This is a genomic window from [Erwinia] mediterraneensis (assembly GCF_900604315.1).
Taxonomy (GTDB): Bacteria; Pseudomonadota; Gammaproteobacteria; order Enterobacterales; family Enterobacteriaceae; genus Pantoea; species Pantoea mediterraneensis_A.
Window position 1 is genome coordinate 990,899 of the sequence record NZ_LR026978.1, and the last position, 19,054, is coordinate 1,009,952.

The window sequence follows — 19,054 nt, forward strand, 5'->3', positions numbered from 1 at the left end:
AGCGTTATCTCAGTTGACTCAGCGCTGCACGCATACCGTGAGCGATGATGTTTTGCAGATGGTGAGTGACCGCAGCAACCAGCCCCGGTCGTGCGGTTAAATCTTCGCCCCAGTGTGGCGCATGGCTCAGCACGGCGCGTACCAGTTGCTCCGGGGTCTGGCGTCGGTCGTCAACCGCTGCCCACAGTTCGCTGAACTGCTGCAGCCAGTGCGCCTCATCCTGCAGCGGCCAGTGTTTGCCGTGCCATTCAGCGCGACAGAAAACCAGCAGCGCGGCCAGCGCAAAGGTAATACGTAGCGGCCATGCGCCCTGTTGCTGCTGCGCTTTCAGCAGCTGTGGCAACAGACGGGTGCGGAATTTAGTCATACCGTTAAGCGCAATGGACAGCAGCGCATGGTGGATATAGGGATTGCGGAAGCGACGCTCTACCGCATCTGCAAAGCGATGCAGCTCTTCAGGCGGTAGATCAAGGGTGGGGATAATCTCATCGCGCAGCAGGCGATCGATAAATTGTGCGATTTGCGCATCCTGCATCGCCTCACCCACGCTCTCCAGCCCTGCCAGAAAGGCGACCGGCACCATAGCGCTGTGCGCTCCGTTAAGGATGGCGACCTTCTGTTCCTTCCAGGGCTTAATGTTATCCACTCGCCGTACCTGCGGTGCCAGAGCCTGCAACTGCAGCGTCTGCATCAGCGCCGGCGGGCCCTGGAGAACAAACTGGTAGTACACCTCGCCCGCCACCAGAAAATCATCGCGGTAGCCCAGCTGCGCCTCAAGCTCTGCACTTTCACGCGGATAGCCGGTGACAATGCGATCCACCAGCGTGTTGTAGAAGTGGCAGTGCGCTTTAACCCAGGCGCTGAAATTTTCAGGCAGCTGCCATAGCTGAGCATAACGCAGCACCAGCTCCCGCAGCGTGTCGCCATTGTTATCGATAAGCTCGCAGGGCACGATTAACCAGCCTTTGTCGCTGGCGCCCCTGAAATGGCGGAAGCGTGCCCACAGCAGCTGCGTCAGCTTGCCGGGAAAGGCGCTGGCTGGCACCGCCTCCAGCCGATCGTCCGCTGCGAAAGCGATGCCCGCTTCCGTGGTATTGGAAAACACAAAACGGATATCGGCGTTCTGCGCCAGCGCCAGAAACGCGTCGGGCTGTTGATAAGGCTGGATTTCGCGATTCACGCTGCGGATCAGGCGCGGCTGGCTTACCGGCGCGCCCTGCTCATCCAGCCCGCGAATCAGCGCGGTATAGAGGCCATCCTGCTGATTCAGGCTGTTGTCGACAACACGATTGCGCGGCCGCACCACCACCACGCCGGCATCGGTGCCCTGATGTTCGTTCAGCCAGTCAATCTGCCAGTCGATAAAGGCGCGCAGAAAGTTTCCTTCGCCAAACTGGATAATGCGATCGGTATAGCGTGCCCCTGGAAAATCTTGCCGGTTGAGTCGTTTCATGTCGGATTCCCCAGCTCAATGCCAAAGTAGTCGCGGGCATTGTTGAAACAGATGTTTTCTACCATCTGCCCCAGCAGCGCCTCATCCGCGGGCGCTTCGCCGCGGGCAACCCATTGCCCAATCATCTGGCACAGCAGACGACGGAAATATTCGTGACGGGTATAGGAGAGGAAACTGCGACTGTCGGTGAGCATGCCGACAAAGCGGCTGAGCAGGCCGATTTGCGCCAGCTGCGTCATCTGACGCTGCATACCGTCGAGCTGGTCGTTAAACCACCAGGCGGAACCAAACTGCATTTTGCCGGGTTCGCCCTCGCCCTGAAAGTTACCAGCCATGGTCGCCAGCACTTCGTTGTCGCGCGGATTCAGGCAGTAGAGAATAGTTTTCGGCAGCGCATTGTTCTGATTCTGCGCATCCAGCAGACGTGCCAGCGGCTCCGCCAGCGGACGATCGTTAATGGAGTCGAAGCCCACATCCGGGCCCAGCCGCTGATACTGAAGACGGTTGTTATTGCGCAGTGCGCCAATATGATATTGCTGCACCCAGCCGCGGCGGGCATATTCACTGCCGAGCCAGACCAGTACCGCGCTCTTAAACTGCGCAATCTCCTGCTCAGTGGGCAGTTGGCCCTGCAAACGGCGCGCCAGAATAGTATCCAGCGTGGTTTCATCCGCCCCGGCATAGCACACCACATCCAGCGCATGGTCGGAGACTTTACAGCCATGGGCCGCAAAATAGTCGAGACGTTTCGTCAGCGCCTGTTGCAGATCGGCAAAGCGCTGCACGCTGACATCCGCGACGCGTTCCAGCTGCTGCAACCACGGCAGGAAGGTTTCCGCCTCGATATTAAAGGCTTTATCCGGTCGCCAGCTGGGTAAGACTTTGATGTTAAAACTATGATCTTCGGCCAGCTTACGATGATGCTGCAGATCGTCGGTGGGGTCATCCGTGGTGCCTGCCATTCTGACATTCATCTGCTGCATGATACCGCGTGCGCTGAACGCCTCCTGCGCCAGCAGTTCATTGCAACGCTGCCAGATCGTCTCTGCCGTTTTTTCTGACAGCAGGATGTCGGTGATGCCGAACGGGCGGCGCAGCTCCAGATGCGTCCAGTGATAAAGCGGGTTGCCGATGGTGTGCGGCACAGTGCGCGCCCAGGCAGCAAACTTCTCACGATCGCTGGCCTCGCCGGTACAAAAGGCTTCTGCGACGCCATTGGCGCGCATGGCGCGCCACTTGTAGTGATCACCCTTCAGCCAGATGTCATACAGGTTTTGAAAACGGTAGTTATCCGCGATCTGTTGCGGCGGCAGATGACAGTGATAATCGAAAATAGGCTGTGCTTGTGCATAGTCATGATACAAACGGCGGGCAAACTCACTATCCAGCAAAAAATCTTCGGTCATAAAAAGCGACATAGCTGCTTCCTCGTGATCGGGAGCCCTGAAGTTATCGCCTGAAGTTATCATACCAATTCATCACAGCGATAAATTTATACGTGACAAAAATCACAGAAATGAGTCCCCCTCAGCATGACAAAAATAAACATCAGCGTGATATATCAATAAGTAGTTGTTATTACGACGCTTTTTATTCTTTCATATCCTGTATGTCGGGTTTGTGATGGTTCTCAACTTGCAAAGATGTATAACAGCTTTATTCCAGGCTGCGTGCGCCGCTGCACCACGCAGCCTCCGGGCACCACCTGGTCATGACAGGCGCAGGCCGTTCCCTGTCTGCGTACAAGGTGGTATAACAACTTTACTGTTTTGTTTCTGGATTGCGCTTATGGAAGTCATTGAATCCCGTCGTCTCTACCAACAGCTGGCTGCTGAGCTGAAGCAGCGTATTGAAGCGGGTCGCTACCCGGTTGGCGATAAACTTCCTGCTGAACGCCTGATTGCAGAAGAGATGCAGGTGAGCCGTACCGTGGTACGTGAAGCCATCATTATGCTGGAAGTGGAAGGTTACGTAGAGGTGCGCAAAGGATCGGGCATCCATGTGATTGCCAGCCAGCAGCAAAATCGCGTGCTGGTTTCCAGTGAATTAACCTTTGCCAGCTTCGGTCCGTTTGAACTGCTGCAGGCGCGTCAGCTAATTGAGAGTAACGTTGCAGAATTTGCTGCCACGCAGGTGACGCGCCAGGATATTATGGCGCTGATGACAATTCAGGAGAAAGCGCGACAGGAAGATCATTCCCGTGACTCCGAATGGGATATGCATTTTCATGTCCGCATTGCACAGTCGACGCAAAACAGCGCGCTGGCCGCCATCGTGGAAAATATGTGGCGGCACCGTCTGCATAACCCATACTGGTTAAAACTGCACGAGCATATCGATCAGCGTAACATTCTGAGCTGGTGCGATGATCACGATAAAATACTTCAGGCGCTGATCCGTAAAGATCCGGCGGCCAGCAAGCTGGCGATGTGGCAACATCTGGAAAATACCCGACAAATGCTATTCAACGCCACGGCTGATGATTTTGAATTTAACGTGGACCGTTACATGTTTGCGGAAAACCCGGTTATTCTGCCTGAGAGAGCCATTTTGCCGCGTTAAACATGGCAAAACATGAAGTAAAAAAAGTCAGTTAAACTGGAATTATGTCAGCCTGTGTAAAACTCCTTTGGACAATATGCACAACAGGGTAAAACTCCGAATGGCTGATACATTCTCCTGTCTCCTTTCTATGATTTTTGTTACAGTTATGGCCCTTTTTTTACCCTTTACGAACGGGTTTTAAACAGGCGATAGTTTGATGATCTATTCCAGAAGGATGCGGAAAATCCTGCTCAGACCATACTCCTAAAATTGATAATGAAATACCGGTCTGTGCTTCAGTCCACCGAGTGGGCATGGTTAACAATGATGTTCAGGAACCATTGATGGATATTTTGCAAGCATTGCTGCACGCCCTGTGGCAACAGGATTATGAAACCCTGGCCGATCCGACGCTGGTCTGGGCAATTTATGGTGTGTTGTTTATGATTCTGTTCCTGGAGAACGGATTACTTCCCGCCGCCTTTCTGCCGGGCGACAGTTTGCTGATTCTGGTCGGCGTGCTGATTGCCAAAGGCACCATGAATTTTCCTCTCACTATTTTCATCCTTACCACTGGCGCCAGTCTGGGCTGTTGGGTCAGTTATATTCAGGGACGCTGGCTTGGCAATACACCTACGGTACAGAAATGGCTGTCTCATCTGCCCGCGCAGTATCATCAGCGCGCGCACAGCCTGTTTCATCGTCACGGACTCTCCGCCCTGTTGATTGGCCGTTTCATTGCCTTTGTGCGCACGCTGCTGCCCACTATCGCCGGTCTTTCCGGTTTGAGCAGTACCCGTTTTCAGATTTTCAACTGGGTCAGCGCCTTTCTCTGGGTTGTGATCCTGACCGTTCTCGGCTTTGCGTTGGGCAAAACGCCGATCTTCCGGCGCTACGAAGATGAACTGATGTTTTGTCTGATGTTGCTGCCGCTGGTGTTACTGGTGTTCGGGCTGGCAGGATCGCTGCTGGTACTGTGGCGTAAACGCCAGGCGAATCAGAGCGGGAAAGCGGAGTGATGAAATTACCTCAATGGCTACCCAAACGGCTGCTGACCTGGCTACTGGGGGGAGTGCTGCTGTTGCTGACCCTCGTTCTCACCCCCAGTTGGTTGAGGCACGATACAGCGGTACAAATCCGTGTCGCTCACGGAAGTACGCCGCTGCCTGATGGTTTTTACCTTTATCAGCAGCTGACGGCACAAGGTATCCGTATCAAGAGCATCACGCCAGCCGGTAATACGCTGGTGATCCATTTCGACTCCGAAGAACAAAGCCTGGCAGCGCAAAAAGTATTGCGCCGTTTGCTGACGGAGGGGTATGTGGTCGCGCAAATGGATTCGGCCGGGCGTCAGGACTGGCAGCACAGTACCGATCCTTCTCATCAATCCTTCAGTTAGCCTTTTCGCGTCGTTTAGCTGGATCTGAACGACGCGATAATTTCTTCTATCCCCGCGTCTTCTTTGGTCTTTTTACCAGCGCTGTCTATGCTTTAATTATGGCGATAAGGCAAATCAGGCTGGAGTTGCTCTCTGCCGGATTGCGATAACCAGCCACTAAGGAAAGGTAGACGCCTGATGAAGCATTACCTGTTACTGAGTTATCTTCTGGTTTCTTTCCCGGGTTCGTCGCTGGCTGCAGAGTCTCTGTGCCAGCAAAAAGAGCATGAGATACAACGTGAAATTGAGCTGGCGCGTCAGCATGATAATTCGCGACGCGTCACCGGACTGGAACGGGCATTAACGGAAGCGCGCGCAGACTGTACCGATGAGAAACTCAAAGCCGCGCATCAGGAAAAAATTAAGAACCGACAGCAGGAGATCGCTGAGCGTGAGCAGGAACTACAGGAAGCGCGGCAGGAAGGCGCTGACCAGGACAAGATCGCAAAACGTGAACGGAAGCTGGAAGAAGCTCGTCAGGCGCTGCAGCAGCTGCAGGCGCCCCCCTGGTAATTCAGATTCAACTTACTGATGCAAAAGGAGTATTTCATGTCAAAAGACACATCATCAGAACATTTGCGTGCTGAGCTAAAAAATCTGTCAGATACGCTGGAAGAGGTGCTCAGCAGCTCTACAGCCAAATCGAAAAGCGAACTGGATAAAATTCGTCATAAGGCCCGTGAAGCGCTGGAAAGCTCGCGCGAACATCTGGGTGAATCGGGCGAACGGCTGGCGCAGAGCACCCGCGAAGCGGCGGCAAAAGCGGAAGATTATGTCCGTGAAAATCCCTGGCATGGCGTGGGCATCGGTGCAGCTATCGGTGTCGTTCTCGGTATTCTGATTTCGCGACGTTAATTATGGCCGATACTCAGCAAAGCCAGGGCCCGGGCAAAGGGGTCATAAACATTGGTCAGCGTGTATTAACTACGCTGGTCAAAATGGTTGAGACACGCGTGCGTCTGGCCGTAGTTGAACTGGAAGAGGAAAAAGCCAATCTGATTCAGATGCTGATTATGATTGGCCTGACTATGCTTTTTACCGCGTTTGGCCTGATGAGCCTGATGGTTCTGATTATCTGGGCTGTGGATGCGCAATATCGCCTGATGGCGATTGGTATCACTACCGTGGTGCTGTTTATTCTGGCGCTTATATTCGGGCTCTGGACATTGAAAAAATCGCGCCAGTCCACGCTGTTACACCATACGCGCAAAGAGCTGGCGACCGATCGTCAGCTGATGGAGGATCATCATTCATGACCCGACTGGAGCGTGAAGCGCGGAAACATGAGCTGCTGAATCAGGTACAGCAGCAGCGTCTGGATATGAGCGCAGCTAAACGCGACTGGTTACTGGGCACGGCGCAGTACGATCGTGGCTGGTTGACCCTGGTGAGCATGCGCCGTTATTTTGCCATTGGCAGCAGCGCCCTTGCTATCTGGTCGGTACGCAACCCTAACTTTCTGCTGCGTTGGGCGAAAAGGGGTCTTGGCCTCTGGAGTACCTGGCGGCTGGTGAAGGCCTCCCTCCCCTCCAGACATTGATTTCCGCTGATGAGAAGCCGGTTTATTTGACCCGGCTTTTTATTTTCAAATTTTCTGAAAAACTTCGACAGTTAATCTTACTTACAACCTTTTCCTGTCGCGACTATCATCGCCAGTTATCGACCCATTGAACGGCTAACACGCCATTTGACGGGAAACAGCGACAGCGGGCGCGAGCGCCATACAGAGGTAAAGGTTGGAGATCATGATGAAAAAATTCGAAGATACAGGGTTGCTGCTGGCACGTCTTTTAATGCCGTTGCTGTTTATCAGCGCCGGCTGGGGCAAGATCAGCGGTTACAGTGGTGTGCAGCAATATATGGAAGCGATGGGCGTACCGGGCTTTTTACTGCCGCTGGTGATCCTGCTTGAGCTTGGCGGCGGTCTGGCTATTCTGTTCGGTTTTCTGACCCGCTTTACCGCTCTGTTTACGGCAGCTTTTACCGTGCTGACCGCTTTTCTGTTCCACAGCAACTTTGCTGAGGGTGCCAACGAATTGATGTTTATGAAGAACCTCTCTATTGCCGGCGGCTTTCTGGTGCTGGGCCTGGTGGGACCGGGAGCCTGGAGTATCGATCGTCTGCTGCGTAAGAAATTCCTGGCGGCCAGCGTAGCACGTTAAGCGCAGGGTGCGATGTGCCACCCAGCGTGCAGCACAATCAGCGATATACTCATCAGGGCGAGGATTTCCTCGCCTCATTTTCTGGAGGCCCCATGGGACAATTAATTGACGGTGTCTGGCATGACACCTGGTATGACACCACATCCACGGGTGGCCGCTTTAAACGCTCGGAATCAGCCTGGCGTAACTGGATTACCCCTGATGGCAGTGCGGGCCCCAGCGGACAAGCCGGTTTTGCCGCAGAGCGCGATCGCTATCATCTTTATGTTTCGCTGGCATGTCCCTGGGCGCACCGCACGCTGCTGATGCGTCAGTTGAAAGGTCTGGAGGAGATAATCCCGGTATCGGTGGTGCATCCGCTGATGCTGGAAAATGGCTGGACCTTTGACGACAGCTTCCCCGCCGCAACCGGTGACAGCCTTTATCAGAATGAATTTCTGTATCAGCTTTATCTGCATGCCGATGAGCACTACAGCGGGCGCGTTACTGTTCCGGTGCTGTGGGATAAAAAGCAGAATACCATCGTCAGTAATGAGTCAGCGGACATTATGCGCATGTTTAACAGCGCTTTCGACGCGCTGGGCGCAAAAGCGGGGGATTATTATCCGCTGGCGCTGCGTGAAAATATCGATGAGCTGAACAGCTGGATTTACGACACGGTGAATAACGGCGTATATAAAGCGGGATTTGCCACGTCGCAGGCGGCTTACGATGAAGCGGTCACCGCCCTGTTCCGCTCTCTGTCACGTCTGGAGCAGATTCTGGGTCAGCACCGTTATCTGACTGGTGCTCAACTGACGGAAGCGGACTTACGTCTCTGGACCACGCTGGTGCGTTTTGATCCGGTCTATGTCACTCATTTTAAATGCGACCGCCATCGTATCAGCAACTATCTGAACCTGAACGGGTTCCTGCGGGATATTTATCAGATGCCAGGCATCGCCGACACCGTGAATCTGGCGCACATCCGCCACCACTATTATTGCAGTCATAAGACCATTAACCCGCATGGCGTGATCTCCACCGGACCCGCCTTTGACTGGGATGAGCCTCATGGCCGTGATGAGCGTTTTCGTTGAAACGGCGTCAGCTTTGCGCTGAATTACGTTGAAGCTGACCGTTAAGCCGCGTTCTTTCCATAGACAGCGTCGTGGACAGTCATTCATCTTGTTTTTCGTTTCAGCCGCTGAGCAAAGCAAAACGCCCCGTACAGATTTTACTGTACAGGGCGTTGAATGAGTTGAAGCTGACCGTTAAGCCGCGTTCTTTCCATAGACAGCGTCGTGGACAGTCATTCATCTTGCTTTTCATTCCAGCCGCTGAGCAAAGCAAAACGCCCCGTACAGATTTTACTGTACAGGGCGTTGAATGAGTTGAAGCTGACCGTTAAGCCGCGTTCTTTCCATAGACAGCGTCGTGGACAGTCATTCATCTTGTTTTTCATTCCAGCCGCTGAGCAAAGCAAAACGCCCCGTACAGATTTTACTGTACAGGGCGTTGAATGAGTTGAAGCTGACCGTTAAGCCGGGTTCTGTCGTGGACAGTCATTCATCTAGGCCAGCAATCGCTCACTGGCTCAAGCAGCCTACCCGGGTTCAGTACGGGCCGTACCTTGTGAACCCCTATTTGGCCTTGCTCCGGGTGGAGTTTACCGTGCCACGAACTGTTACCAGCCGCGCGGTGCGCTCTTACCGCACCCTTTCACCCTTACCTGATCCCATTGCTGGGCCATCGGCGGTTTGCTCTCTGTTGCACTGGTCGTAGGCTTGCGCCCCCCAGGCGTTACCTGGCACCCTGCCCTATGGAGCCCGGACTTTCCTCCCCTCTGCCCGTCTCCCCCCGAAAGAGGACGACGACAAAGCGGCGACTGTCTGGTCAGCTTCGGCGCAGGATGATAGGGCATTCAGCGTCTTTTGTCACTCTTCTTGCTGATCAAGAGCAAAACGATAGAGAGCATTTTTCTTCACGCCGTGGATTTCCGCGGTCAGGGCTGCCGCTTTTTTTAACGGCAGCTCTTTCTGCAGCAGTGCCAGCGTACGCAGCGCCTCGGGGGGCAACGCTTCTTCGTCTGCCTTATGCCCCTCGACAATCAGCACCATCTCCCCTTTGCGCCGGTTTTCATCTTCCTTTACCCACGCCAGCAGTTCAGCCACAGGCGCGCCCTGAATCGACTCCCAGGTTTTGGTGATTTCACGCGCCAGCACCACATAGCGCTCGCTGCCCAGCTCGCTCACCATATCCTGCAGGCTATCGAGCAGACGATGAGTGGATTCATAAAAAATCAGCGTCCGCGGCTCGCTGGCGAGGGCACGCAGCGTATCGCAACGCGCTTTGCTTTTGGCAGGAAGAAACCCCTCGTAACAAAAGCGATCGGAAGGCAAGCCAGCGGCGCTTAAGGCAGCAATGGCGGCGCAGGCACCTGGCAACGGCACCACACGCACGCCCGCTTCCCGGCAGCGGCGTACCAGATGGTAACCCGGATCGTTAATGAGCGGCGTGCCAGCATCGGAGACCAGCGCAACGCTCTGCCCTTCCTGTAATCGGGTTAACAGTTGCTCTGCCTTTTGCTGCTCATTGTGATCGTGAAGTGCGAAGAGTCGCGCATTGATGGCGAAATGTTGTAGCAACAGTCCGGTATGACGTGTATCTTCCGCAGCCACCAGATCGACGCTCGAGAGCACCGTCAGGGCCCGCTGGGTAATATCCCCCAGGTTACCGATCGGCGTGGGTACGATATAGAGCGTGCTGGCAGAAATCTCTGCCCGATCGAGTTGTTTCATTGTTTCATCCGCATTGCCGATTTAATATTGAGCATCTTGAAAAAAACATCACTGGATACAGTATGCTTCCTTCAAAAATTGTTCGTCATAAAGCAGGACGTTTTGTACCTGTTCTTCTCGCCGGGCTGATTTTAGCCGCCTGTACCAGTCAGGAACCACAAACTTCAACGGTGAACATTCAGGGGCCAGCTACCGGCTCGTCCGATTACTATCTGCAGCAGGTGCAGCAAAGCAGCGATGATAGCAAGACCGACTGGCAATTACTTGCTATCCGCGCCCTGATGAAAGAAGGAAAGTATCCTCAGGCCAGCCAGCAGCTAAGTCTGCTGCCACAAAAACTCTCCGCCACGCAGCAGCAGGAGCGCCAGTTGCTGGACGCCCAGCTACGTCTCAGTAATCAGGATCGCAACGGCGCTCAGCAACTGCTGAGTCAGCTTGACGCCAGCGCTCTGTCGAAAGATCAACAGGCGCGTTACTACGCCCTGCAGATTGCTGCGCTGCAGGGACAGCCCTCGCTGCCGCTGTTGCGTGCCTATATCGCGCAGGAACCCCTGCTGCAGGGCGATGAGCATCAGCAAAATATTGATGCCACCTGGCAGACGCTGCTGCAGATGCCGCAGGAGCAGGCGAACAATCTGGTGATCAACGCGGATGAGAATACGCTGCAGGGCTGGCTTGACCTGTTAAATGTCTGGCGCGCCAGCAGCCACGATGCTGAGATGCTGAAAAGCGCCATCAAAGAATGGCAGACGCGCTATCCGCAGAATCCCGCCGCGAAAACTCTGCCGACACCACTCAGCCAGATGCAGAACTTTACCCAGGCGTCCACCAGTACTATTGCCCTGTTGCTGCCCCTTAACGGTCAGGCGCAGGTGTTTTCCAACGCCATTCAGCAGGGCTTCAACGATGCGAAAAATGGCGTGCTGAGCGCGCCGCCGCCTTCTGCCGCGCCGGCAGAAACGGGCGAGCCTGCGGCGGATCAGCCCGCGGCCATCCCGGGAGAAGCCAATACGGTAGTGAGTCCGGCCGCTGCAGCCATTACGCCGCCTGACCAGCCCGCCACGCAACCGGCAATGGCAGATAGCGCCTCCGCCGCCCCGGCTGACAACACAGCGCAGGTCAAAGTCTACGACACCAGCGCGCAGTCAATTCAGCAGGTTATGCAACAGGCACAGCAGGATGGCGCTACTCTGGTGGTTGGCCCGCTGTTAAAAAGCAGCGTGGAGCAGGTCGCGAACAGCCAGACAACGCTGAACGTGCTGGCGCTCAACGAGCCGGAACAGATCCAGAACCATCCGAATCTTTGTTATTTTGCGCTTTCTCCTGAAGACGAAGCGCGTGATGCCGCGCACCATATCTGGGAGCAGGGCAAACGGCAGCCGCTGCTGCTGGTGCCGCGCAGTGCGCTGGGAGACCGCGTCAGCAAAGCCTTTGCCCGTGAGTGGCAGACCCTGGGCGGCGCGGATGTGCTGCAGCAGCAGTTTGGCTCGGAAGCGGAGCTGAAACAGGGTATCAACAGCGGTGCCGGCATTGCACTGAGCGGCACGCCGCTGTCAGTAGCGCCGCCAGCGGCGCAAAGCATTAGCATTGCGGGCCTGAGTATTCCGGCGCCGCAGGAGCGCGCGCCGGCGGAGGCCACCAGCGGTGGCGCTGTGGATGCGGTGTATATCGTATCCACGCAGGATGAACTGCAGTTGATTAAACCGATGATCGCTATGCGCACCGGCAGCCGTAGTAACATTGCGCTGTATGCCAGCTCGCGTAGCTTCAAGGCGGGCGCGGGCCCTGATTTCCGTCTGGAGATGGAAGGCCTGCAGTTCAGCGATATCCCTCTGCTGTCTGGCGCTAATCCGGCGCTGATGCAGCAGGCGGCACGGTCGTTTAACAATGACTATTCGCTGGTGCGTCTCTATGCCATGGGGATGGACGCCTGGATCCTGGCCAACAATTTCAACCAGATGCGCCAGATGCCGGGCTTTGCGATTGATGGCAATACCGGCAAGCTGAGCGCCAGTCAGGACTGCGTGATCAACAGGAAGTTGACATGGAACCAGTATCGTCAGGGACAGATCGTTCAGGTTCCCTGATCGCCCGTCGCATCGGTGCTGAACAGGAACGGCGGGCCCGTGGTTATCTGGAGCGGGCGGGCCTGAGATGGGTAGCCAGTAACGTGCGCTTTCGGGGTGGTGAGATTGACCTTATCATGCGCGACGCCGATTGCTGGGTTTTTGTGGAGGTGCGTTACCGCCGCGATGCGCGCTTTGGCGGCGCGCTCGCCAGCATCACGCGCCAGAAGCAACAAAAGTTACTGCGCACCGCTGCGCTCTGGCTGGCGGCGCGTGGAACAAGTTTCGATACGGTGAATTGCCGTTTTGACATCATCGCCATCACCGGTGCCCAACTGGAGTGGTTACCCGATGCCTTTAATGCTGACGTTTAAAACCAGGTGGTAGTGTGCAGGACAGAATCAAAGCATGGTTTACAGAGAGTATTCAGACGCAGATTGCGGCAGCAGAAGCGTTGCCCGATGCCATTTCTCGCGCCGCAATGACGCTGGTGCAATCGCTGCTGAATGGCAACAAAATCCTCAGCTGCGGTAACGGCGCATCCGCCGCCAACGCGCAGCATTTCGCTGCCAGCATGATTAACCGCTTCGAGACGGAGCGACCCAGTCTGCCTGCGCTGTCGCTCAGCGCGGATAACGTGATGCTGACAGCCATCAGCAACGATCGTCTGCATGATGAAATTTACGCCAAGCAGGTACGTGCGCTGGGACAGGCGGGCGACGTGCTGCTGGCGATTTCTACCCGCGGCAATACGCGCGATATCGTTAAGGCAGTTGAAGCTGCCGTGACGCGCGATATGACCATCGTTGCCCTCACTGGCCATGACGGCGGCGAGCTTGCCGGTTTGTTAGGCCCCCATGATGTGGAGATTAGGATCCCGTCGCACCGCAGCGCGCGCATTCACGAGATGCATATGCTGACGCTGAATTGCCTGTGCGATTTGATCGATAACACCTTATTTCCTCACCAGGAATAAAACTGAAGGAGCATAAATGAAAGCATTGAATGCTGTAGCCTGTCTGCTGGCTGTACTGATGTTACAGGGCTGTGCCGCTGTGGTTGTGGGCAGTGCCGCTGTCGCCACCAAAAGCGCCACCGATCCCCGTACGGTGGGCACCCAGGTGGATGATGGCACCCTGGAACTGCGCGTCTCGAACGCTCTGGCGAAAGATGAACAGATCAAAAATGAGGCGCGGATTATCGCAACGGCGTATCAGGGCAAAGTGCTGCTGACGGGTCAGGCTCCGTCTAACGACGTTGCCAGCCGGGCCAGACAGATCGCGGCTGGCGTAGAGGGTGCCAACGAAATTTATAACGAAGTGCGTATCGGGCCGAAAGTGACCCTGGGCACCTCCTCGTCAGATACCTGGATTACCACCAAAATCCGCTCCCAGCTGCTGGGCAGCGATCAGGTCAAATCCTCTAACGTGAAGGTGACGACGGAAAATGGCGAGGTGTTTCTGTTAGGCCTGGTGACACAACAGGAAGCGCAGGCCGCTGCTGATATCGCCAGCCGGGTAAGCGGCGTCAAACACGTCACGACTGCCTTTACCATTCTGCAATAACACGCCGGGGCGGCGCTAAGCCGCCCTTTTTATACCGGAATATCCACCACCAGTGCACGCAGCGGCGTTTTTGCCGTGAGCTGTATCTGCTGTTCATCCTGCAAAAATGCGCCATCCCCGCAGCCCAGCATTCTCTGCTGCTTGCTGCTGGTCAACACCTCAAGCGATCCATGGATCGATTGCAGATAAGCGCGTGGGCCTTTGATATCCAGCATAGTGATTTCACCCGGCGTCAGTCTGAGGTGATGAATCCAGACCTGCTGACGCAGTTGCAGACTCCCCTGCGCGCCATCCGGTGAAGCAAGCAACAAGCTGCCTGGCTTATCGGGCAGGGCAATTTTCTGCACCTGCGGATTTTCCTGCGTCGGGCAGGCGGCCAGCCACAGCTGCATGCGGGTCAGCGCGCGCATTTTACTGAGATTGAATTCGCTGTAACTGACGTTCTGACGGGTAGACAGCAACACTGACTCCCCTTCGCGGGCCGTTACATAGTTGCCTTCGCTGTCACGATACTCCGCTTCGCCCTGCAGGATGAGATTCAGGACATCGACATTGGGATAGGTACGCGGTTGCAACGAGGCGCCCGGTGCCAGCACCTCCTGATTGAGGACGCGTAGCGAGGCATAACCCAGTAAGTGAGGATCGAAATAGTGGCCAAAAGAGAAGCTGTAGCGCGCCTGCAGCCAGCCAAAATCGGCCTGACCACACGCTTCTGCGCTGCGCGTCATAATCATTATCTTACCTCCGGACCGCTGACGGCTTACTTCAGCCGCAAGCTGATTATGGGTAATGGTAAAGAGCTGGACGCCGGATTGTTAGCCAGTTAATCTGCCTGGCATGTTCAAATTTCCTGAAAGAGAAATCGCATGGCTAAAGAGCGCGCCCTGACCCTGGAAGCCTTACGTGTAATGGACGCTATCGATCGTCGTGGCAGCTTTGCTGCGGCGGCGGATGAGCTGGGACGTGTTCCTTCCGCGCTCAGCTATACAATGCAAAAACTGGAAGAGGAGCTGGACGTTGTTTTGTTCGATCGTTCCGGTCATCGGACTAAGTTTACTAACGTCGGGCGTATGCTGCTGGAGCGTGGTCGCGTGTTGCTGGAGGCGGCGGATAAACTCACTACCGATGCCGAAGCGCTGGCGCGTGGCTGGGAAACCCATTTAACCATTGTCACCGAAGCGCTGGTACCCGCCCGGCAGCTGTTTCCTCTGGTAGATAAGCTGGCGGAGAAAGCCAGTACGCAGATCTCGCTGATGACCGAGGTGCTGGCAGGTGCCTGGGAGCGGCTGGAGCAAGGCCGGGCCGATATTGTGATCGCACCGGATATGCATTTTCGCGCCTCTACAGAGATTAATAGCCGCAAGCTGTACACCATGATGAGCGTCTATGTAGCCAGCCCGGATCACCCTATTCATAACGAGCCGGAACCGCTGTCGGAAGTGACGCGCGTGAAGTACCGGGGCATCGCCGTTGCCGATACGGCGCGTGAACGCCCGGTGTTGACGGTTCAGCTGCTGGACAAACAGCAGCGTCTGACGGTGAGTTCGATGGAGGATAAACGCCGGGCGCTGCTGGCGGGTCTGGGTGTCGCCACCATGCCCTATCCGATGGTGGAAAAAGATATCGCTGAAGGCCGCTTACGAGTGGTCAGCGCCGAGTATACGCGCGAAGTGGATATTATTATGGCCTGGCGCCGGGACAGCATGGGCGAAGCCAAAGCCTGGTGCCTGCGGGAAATCCCGCGTTTACTGAGTAAACGCGGCTGACCCCGGGAACGAAACGCGGCATCAGCCACGGACGACCGACAAGGGATCGCCTCAGGCCCCCGCCGCACCGCCAGAAATGGTTCCTGCAACAGCGCCACATCTGAAGGACAGGCTGGGTAGCTGGACTGTTCCGTGCGGCCTTCCCCCTCACCCTGACCCTCTCCCGGAGGGAGAGGGGAATAGACCGTGCGGTCTTCCCCCTCGCTCTGACCCTCTCCCGGGGGGAGAGGGAACTGTCCCGTGCGGTCTTCCCCCCTCGCCCTGACCCTCTCCCGGAGGGAGTGGGAACTGTACCGTGCGGCCTTCCCCCCTCGCCCTGACCCTCTCCCGGGAGAGAGGGAACTGTCCCGTGCGGTCTTCCCCCCTCGCCCTGACCCTCTCCCGGAGGGAGAGGGGAATAGACCGTGCGGTCTTCCCCCTCGCTCTGACCCTCTCCCGGGGGAGAGGGAACTGTCCCGTGCGGTCTTCCCCCTCGCCCTGACCCTCTCCCGGGGGGAGAGGGAACTGTACATGTCTGTGCACAGTGTTAGTGCGCGGAACTGCTGTTTTCTCTTTTTCCCGTTCTCCCACTTCCGGACTGGCACGATTTTCCCCCTCTCCATTATTCCAGACTTGCACTGTTTCCCCCTCTCCCTTTGGGAGAGGGCCGGGGTGAGGGGAACAAACGCACTGATTCAGCGCATTAACAGCCTTTCAGACCACACCACATGCAAAGAAAAAAGCGAGGACCTGCAGACGGCTCCCCGGTTCCGGCTTCCGGGGCGCTGAGGAGGGAACGACGGCCAGGACGAGCCGACAAGACGTCGGCGAGAGCGCGGGCCGCGCCAGGGAGGGCGCGTCCCGGGCGATCCGTGGGGCGGCGTGAGTGACGAGGGGACAGCGCGCAGCGCTGCGCCACGGCAGCCGGTCGCGGGGATTGTTAAGGGGCCGGCGAAACGGCCCCTTAACCCGGCCGCGTGTGGCGCAGCCGCTGGAACTGCCGCTCGCCTGGCGGGCGGAACTGTGCGGCCTTCCCCTCACCCTGACCCTCTCCCGGAGGGAGAGGGAACTGTCCCGTGCGATCTTCCCCCTCACCCTGACCCTCTCCCGGAGGGAGAGGGGACGGCTCCGTGCGGCCTTCCCCTCACCCTGACCCTCTCCCGGAGGGAGAGGGAACTGCTCCGTGCGGCTTTCCCCCTCACCCTGACCCTCTCCCGGAGGGAGAGGGAACTGTCCCGTGCGGCCTTCCCCCTCACCCTGACCCTCTCCCGGAGGGAGAGGGAACTGTTTCGTGCGACTTTCCCCCGCAGGAGGGGGACAGCTACAGCCTGCTCAGGCAATCCATGGCCACGGCTTTAAAGCTGGCGAAATCTGTGCTGCTACGCAGACGGGACATTGCTCGTTCGCGCATAAAGGTAACGAACAGGTCATAAATCGCCATCGCCTCCTCATATTCGCTTTTGCTGATAGCCAGCAGGAAAATCACATAGGCCGTATCTTCACCCCAGCAGATCCCCTGTGGGGCCAGCACGGTGTAAACCACGGTCTTCTGCGCCAGCAAACCCAGCGAGTGTGGCAAAGCAATGCCCTCCCCCAGCATGGTGCTGACAATCGCCTCGCGCTCCTCTACCGAAGGGTAAAAGGCGGCATCCACATACCCTTCCCGCTCAAGCTGATCGCAGAGCTGACGAAACAGCGCCGATTGTGATATCGGCTGGTCGACAATCAGAAAATGCTCCTCGTCAAAATACTTCTCCAGCATATAAGGGCGCGTACGATCCACCAGCACCAGCTTGCCAATCTGCTCCAGCTGGAAATCGGTGGGGAAAGGTGACATCACCACCACCGGTTTCTCTTTCTCCGTCAGGCGGATGGTGGAGATCACGAAATCTTCATCGATACGCGTGCGCGTCTCATAGTCGCGCTGCGACAGGCGCGCCGTGACCTGCAGCTGCGGATATTTACGTAACAGCATCGCTTCAATCATGCGCAGCGTGGAATTGCCGCTGTCGCACACCAGCAACACCCGGGGATGCCGCTGATAGCCCACGTCATAGTGACGCTCCAGCCCCACGCCGATATGCAACACCAGAAAGCCGATCTCATTTTCACTGATTACGTAAGGCGTATATTTTCCCCAGCTGGTCACAGCGGCCAGCGTCACGTCATACGCCATCGGATAATGCTGCTTGATGTTTGCCAGCAGCGGATTGGGAATATGGATCTGATAACGCACGCGGGTGATCATCGTCTTAATGTGCGTCAGCAGATCGGCGCGCAGTTGAACGTCATCCTGCAGGTTATAGTTGTAGTGGGTATTGATATAGCTCAGCAGATAATCCACCAGCGTATCCGCGTCATCCGCATTAATGGCGCTGGGGGCCACCTCCTGAATACGTCGCGCAGCAATATTCACCCGCAGCCAGTGCTCCTCCGCCATGGAGATCGGTTTGCCCACCAGCGGGCGCATCAGGCTGACCAGCTGACGCGCCGCCTCACGCACCTCATCATCCACCTCACCCTCGCCCGGGTCGTTGAGCGGATAGCCTTCGCTTATTCGTCGCACGGCAACTGCACAGTAAAGACGTAAATAGCGTTCCCCCTCATCGCTCAGACGAATATTGTGACGGGCAAAGCACTGGTGCAGCAGCGGCTGCAGGGTCTGCAGAATGCCGCTGTTCAGAGCTTCAATGGTCAGCAGCGGGCTGTCGGGGTTCTCCTGGTCGATCTGCCAGAGTAAATCGGTCAGACAGGTGCGGATTGCGACCTCGCTGCCAAACAGCTTCATACCGTAACGCGGCTTGGTTTCGATAGTGAGATGATAGCGCCCCAGCCATTCACGCACATCCGCCATATCGTTTTGCAGCGTGGCCCGACTGACGAACCACTCCCCGGCCAGATCTTCCAGCTTAAGTGAGAAGGCCGAGGTGAGAAAACGCGTCAGCAGATAGCGCACCCGATCCGGCGAGTTACGGGGAACGCGCAGCGTGGCAGGCGACTGCGCGCGCAAGCGCTGGAAGCGCGCTTCGTCATCAATCCGTAGCTGGTAGCCTTCTCCCCGGTTCAGGATGAACTGCGCCCCGTGCTCCGCCAGTAACGCATTCAGCGCCGTGATATCAGTACGTACGGTGCGAGTCGAAACGTCAAAGCGACGCGCCAGTTCATCCTGTGGCAGGGTTTCGTTTTGCAGCGCTTCAAAAAGTTGCGCAAGGCGTTGATTGGGTAATCTCACGGTGCGTTACCTGTTACTGCGGTTAGTGACATCCCAATAGCGCAGCGGGTTGTTCGCTACTATCAGAAA

Annotated in this window: 19 protein-coding genes and 1 other RNA gene; 14 read left to right on the forward strand and 6 right to left on the reverse strand. The window is 56.4% G+C overall.

What is annotated here, in order from left to right; all coding sequences use genetic code 11:
- Positions 1-4: 4 nt before the first annotated feature.
- Both E0E17_RS04620 and uxaC read right to left on the reverse strand, forming a co-directional pair.
- Positions 5-1,453: a tagaturonate reductase gene (locus E0E17_RS04620; RefSeq protein WP_130831959.1), complete on the reverse strand. Its 1,449-nt coding sequence runs from the start codon at positions 1,451-1,453 to the stop codon at positions 5-7.
- Positions 1,450-2,871, reverse strand: a complete 1,422-nt coding sequence (uxaC, locus tag E0E17_RS04625) for a glucuronate isomerase (RefSeq protein WP_130831961.1) — start codon at positions 2,869-2,871, stop codon at positions 1,450-1,452. The genes E0E17_RS04620 and uxaC overlap by 4 nt, the downstream gene beginning before the upstream one ends.
- A gap of 370 nt (positions 2,872-3,241) precedes the next feature.
- Here uxaC and exuR point away from each other — a divergent pair, with 370 nt between their 5' ends.
- The 9 genes from exuR to E0E17_RS04670 all read left to right on the forward strand — a co-directional run bounded on the left by exuR (position 3,242) and on the right by E0E17_RS04670 (position 8,676).
- Positions 3,242-4,015, forward strand: a complete 774-nt coding sequence (gene exuR, locus E0E17_RS04630) for a transcriptional regulator ExuR (protein WP_130831963.1) — start codon at positions 3,242-3,244, stop codon at positions 4,013-4,015.
- Positions 4,016-4,341: 326 nt separating this feature from the next.
- A complete protein-coding gene (locus E0E17_RS04635) occupies positions 4,342-5,016 on the forward strand; it encodes a DedA family protein (RefSeq protein WP_130831965.1) in 675 nt (224 codons plus the stop codon).
- A complete protein-coding gene (gene mzrA, locus E0E17_RS04640) occupies positions 5,016-5,396 on the forward strand; it encodes an EnvZ/OmpR regulon moderator MzrA (RefSeq protein WP_130831967.1) in 381 nt (126 codons plus the stop codon). The genes E0E17_RS04635 and mzrA overlap by 1 nt, the downstream gene beginning before the upstream one ends.
- Positions 5,397-5,573: 177 nt before the next feature.
- Positions 5,574-5,948, forward strand: coding sequence for a DUF1090 domain-containing protein (locus E0E17_RS04645; RefSeq protein ID WP_130831969.1), 375 nt, complete (start codon positions 5,574-5,576; stop codon positions 5,946-5,948).
- Between the two features lie 36 nt (positions 5,949-5,984).
- A complete protein-coding gene (locus E0E17_RS04650) occupies positions 5,985-6,290 on the forward strand; it encodes an ElaB/YgaM/YqjD family protein (RefSeq protein ID WP_130831971.1) in 306 nt (101 codons plus the stop codon).
- Between the two features lie 2 nt (positions 6,291-6,292).
- Positions 6,293-6,691: a phage holin family protein gene (locus tag E0E17_RS04655; RefSeq protein WP_207302042.1), complete on the forward strand. Its 399-nt coding sequence runs from the start codon at positions 6,293-6,295 to the stop codon at positions 6,689-6,691.
- On the forward strand, positions 6,688-6,975 hold the full coding sequence (locus E0E17_RS04660) for a YqjK-like family protein (RefSeq protein ID WP_130831975.1): 288 nt from the start codon (positions 6,688-6,690) through the stop codon (positions 6,973-6,975). Before E0E17_RS04655 ends, E0E17_RS04660 begins: the two co-directional genes overlap by 4 nt.
- A gap of 208 nt (positions 6,976-7,183) precedes the next feature.
- Complete coding sequence (locus E0E17_RS04665) at positions 7,184-7,597, forward strand: DoxX family protein (protein ID WP_130835467.1); 414 nt, start codon at positions 7,184-7,186, stop codon at positions 7,595-7,597.
- 92 nt (positions 7,598-7,689) lie between these two features.
- Complete coding sequence (locus E0E17_RS04670; protein WP_130831977.1) at positions 7,690-8,676, forward strand: glutathione S-transferase family protein; 987 nt, start codon at positions 7,690-7,692, stop codon at positions 8,674-8,676.
- Positions 8,677-9,101: 425 nt separating this feature from the next.
- On the opposite strand, the gene rnpB is transcribed toward E0E17_RS04670, so the two are convergent.
- Both rnpB and rsmI read right to left on the reverse strand, forming a co-directional pair.
- Positions 9,102-9,480: RNase P RNA component class A (gene rnpB / locus E0E17_RS04675), an RNA gene on the reverse strand.
- 33 nt (positions 9,481-9,513) lie between these two features.
- Complete coding sequence (gene rsmI, locus E0E17_RS04680) at positions 9,514-10,377, reverse strand: 16S rRNA (cytidine(1402)-2'-O)-methyltransferase (protein ID WP_130831979.1); 864 nt, start codon at positions 10,375-10,377, stop codon at positions 9,514-9,516.
- A gap of 62 nt (positions 10,378-10,439) precedes the next feature.
- On the opposite strand from rsmI, the gene E0E17_RS04685 reads away from it, so the two are divergent.
- From E0E17_RS04685 to dolP, 4 genes are read left to right on the forward strand one after another with little or no spacing between them, the layout of a single operon-like run.
- Positions 10,440-12,464: a penicillin-binding protein activator gene (locus tag E0E17_RS04685; protein ID WP_130831981.1), complete on the forward strand. Its 2,025-nt coding sequence runs from the start codon at positions 10,440-10,442 to the stop codon at positions 12,462-12,464.
- On the forward strand, positions 12,422-12,817 hold the full coding sequence (locus E0E17_RS04690) for a YraN family protein (RefSeq protein ID WP_130831983.1): 396 nt from the start codon (positions 12,422-12,424) through the stop codon (positions 12,815-12,817). The genes E0E17_RS04685 and E0E17_RS04690 overlap by 43 nt, the downstream gene beginning before the upstream one ends.
- A gap of 14 nt (positions 12,818-12,831) precedes the next feature.
- Positions 12,832-13,419 carry a DnaA initiator-associating protein DiaA gene (gene diaA / locus E0E17_RS04695; RefSeq protein ID WP_130831985.1) on the forward strand — a complete coding sequence of 196 codons (588 nt, stop codon included), beginning with the start codon at positions 12,832-12,834 and terminating at the stop codon, positions 13,417-13,419.
- 16 nt (positions 13,420-13,435) lie between these two features.
- Positions 13,436-14,008: a division/outer membrane stress-associated lipid-binding lipoprotein gene (gene dolP, locus E0E17_RS04700; RefSeq protein WP_130831987.1), complete on the forward strand. Its 573-nt coding sequence runs from the start codon at positions 13,436-13,438 to the stop codon at positions 14,006-14,008.
- A 29-nt stretch (positions 14,009-14,037) separates the two neighbouring features.
- Here dolP and E0E17_RS04705 read toward each other — a convergent pair whose 3' ends face one another.
- Positions 14,038-14,742 (reverse strand): pirin family protein, encoded by a 705-nt coding sequence (locus tag E0E17_RS04705; protein ID WP_130831989.1) that lies wholly within the window; start codon positions 14,740-14,742, stop codon positions 14,038-14,040.
- Positions 14,743-14,874: 132 nt separating this feature from the next.
- On the opposite strand from E0E17_RS04705, the gene E0E17_RS04710 reads away from it, so the two are divergent.
- On the forward strand, positions 14,875-15,774 hold the full coding sequence (locus E0E17_RS04710) for a LysR family transcriptional regulator (protein WP_130831991.1): 900 nt from the start codon (positions 14,875-14,877) through the stop codon (positions 15,772-15,774).
- A 1,300-nt stretch (positions 15,775-17,074) separates the two neighbouring features.
- On the opposite strand, the gene E0E17_RS04715 is transcribed toward E0E17_RS04710, so the two are convergent.
- Positions 17,075-18,985, reverse strand: coding sequence for a BglG family transcription antiterminator (locus tag E0E17_RS04715; RefSeq protein WP_130831993.1), 1,911 nt, complete (start codon positions 18,983-18,985; stop codon positions 17,075-17,077).
- Positions 18,986-19,054 lie beyond the last annotated feature (69 nt).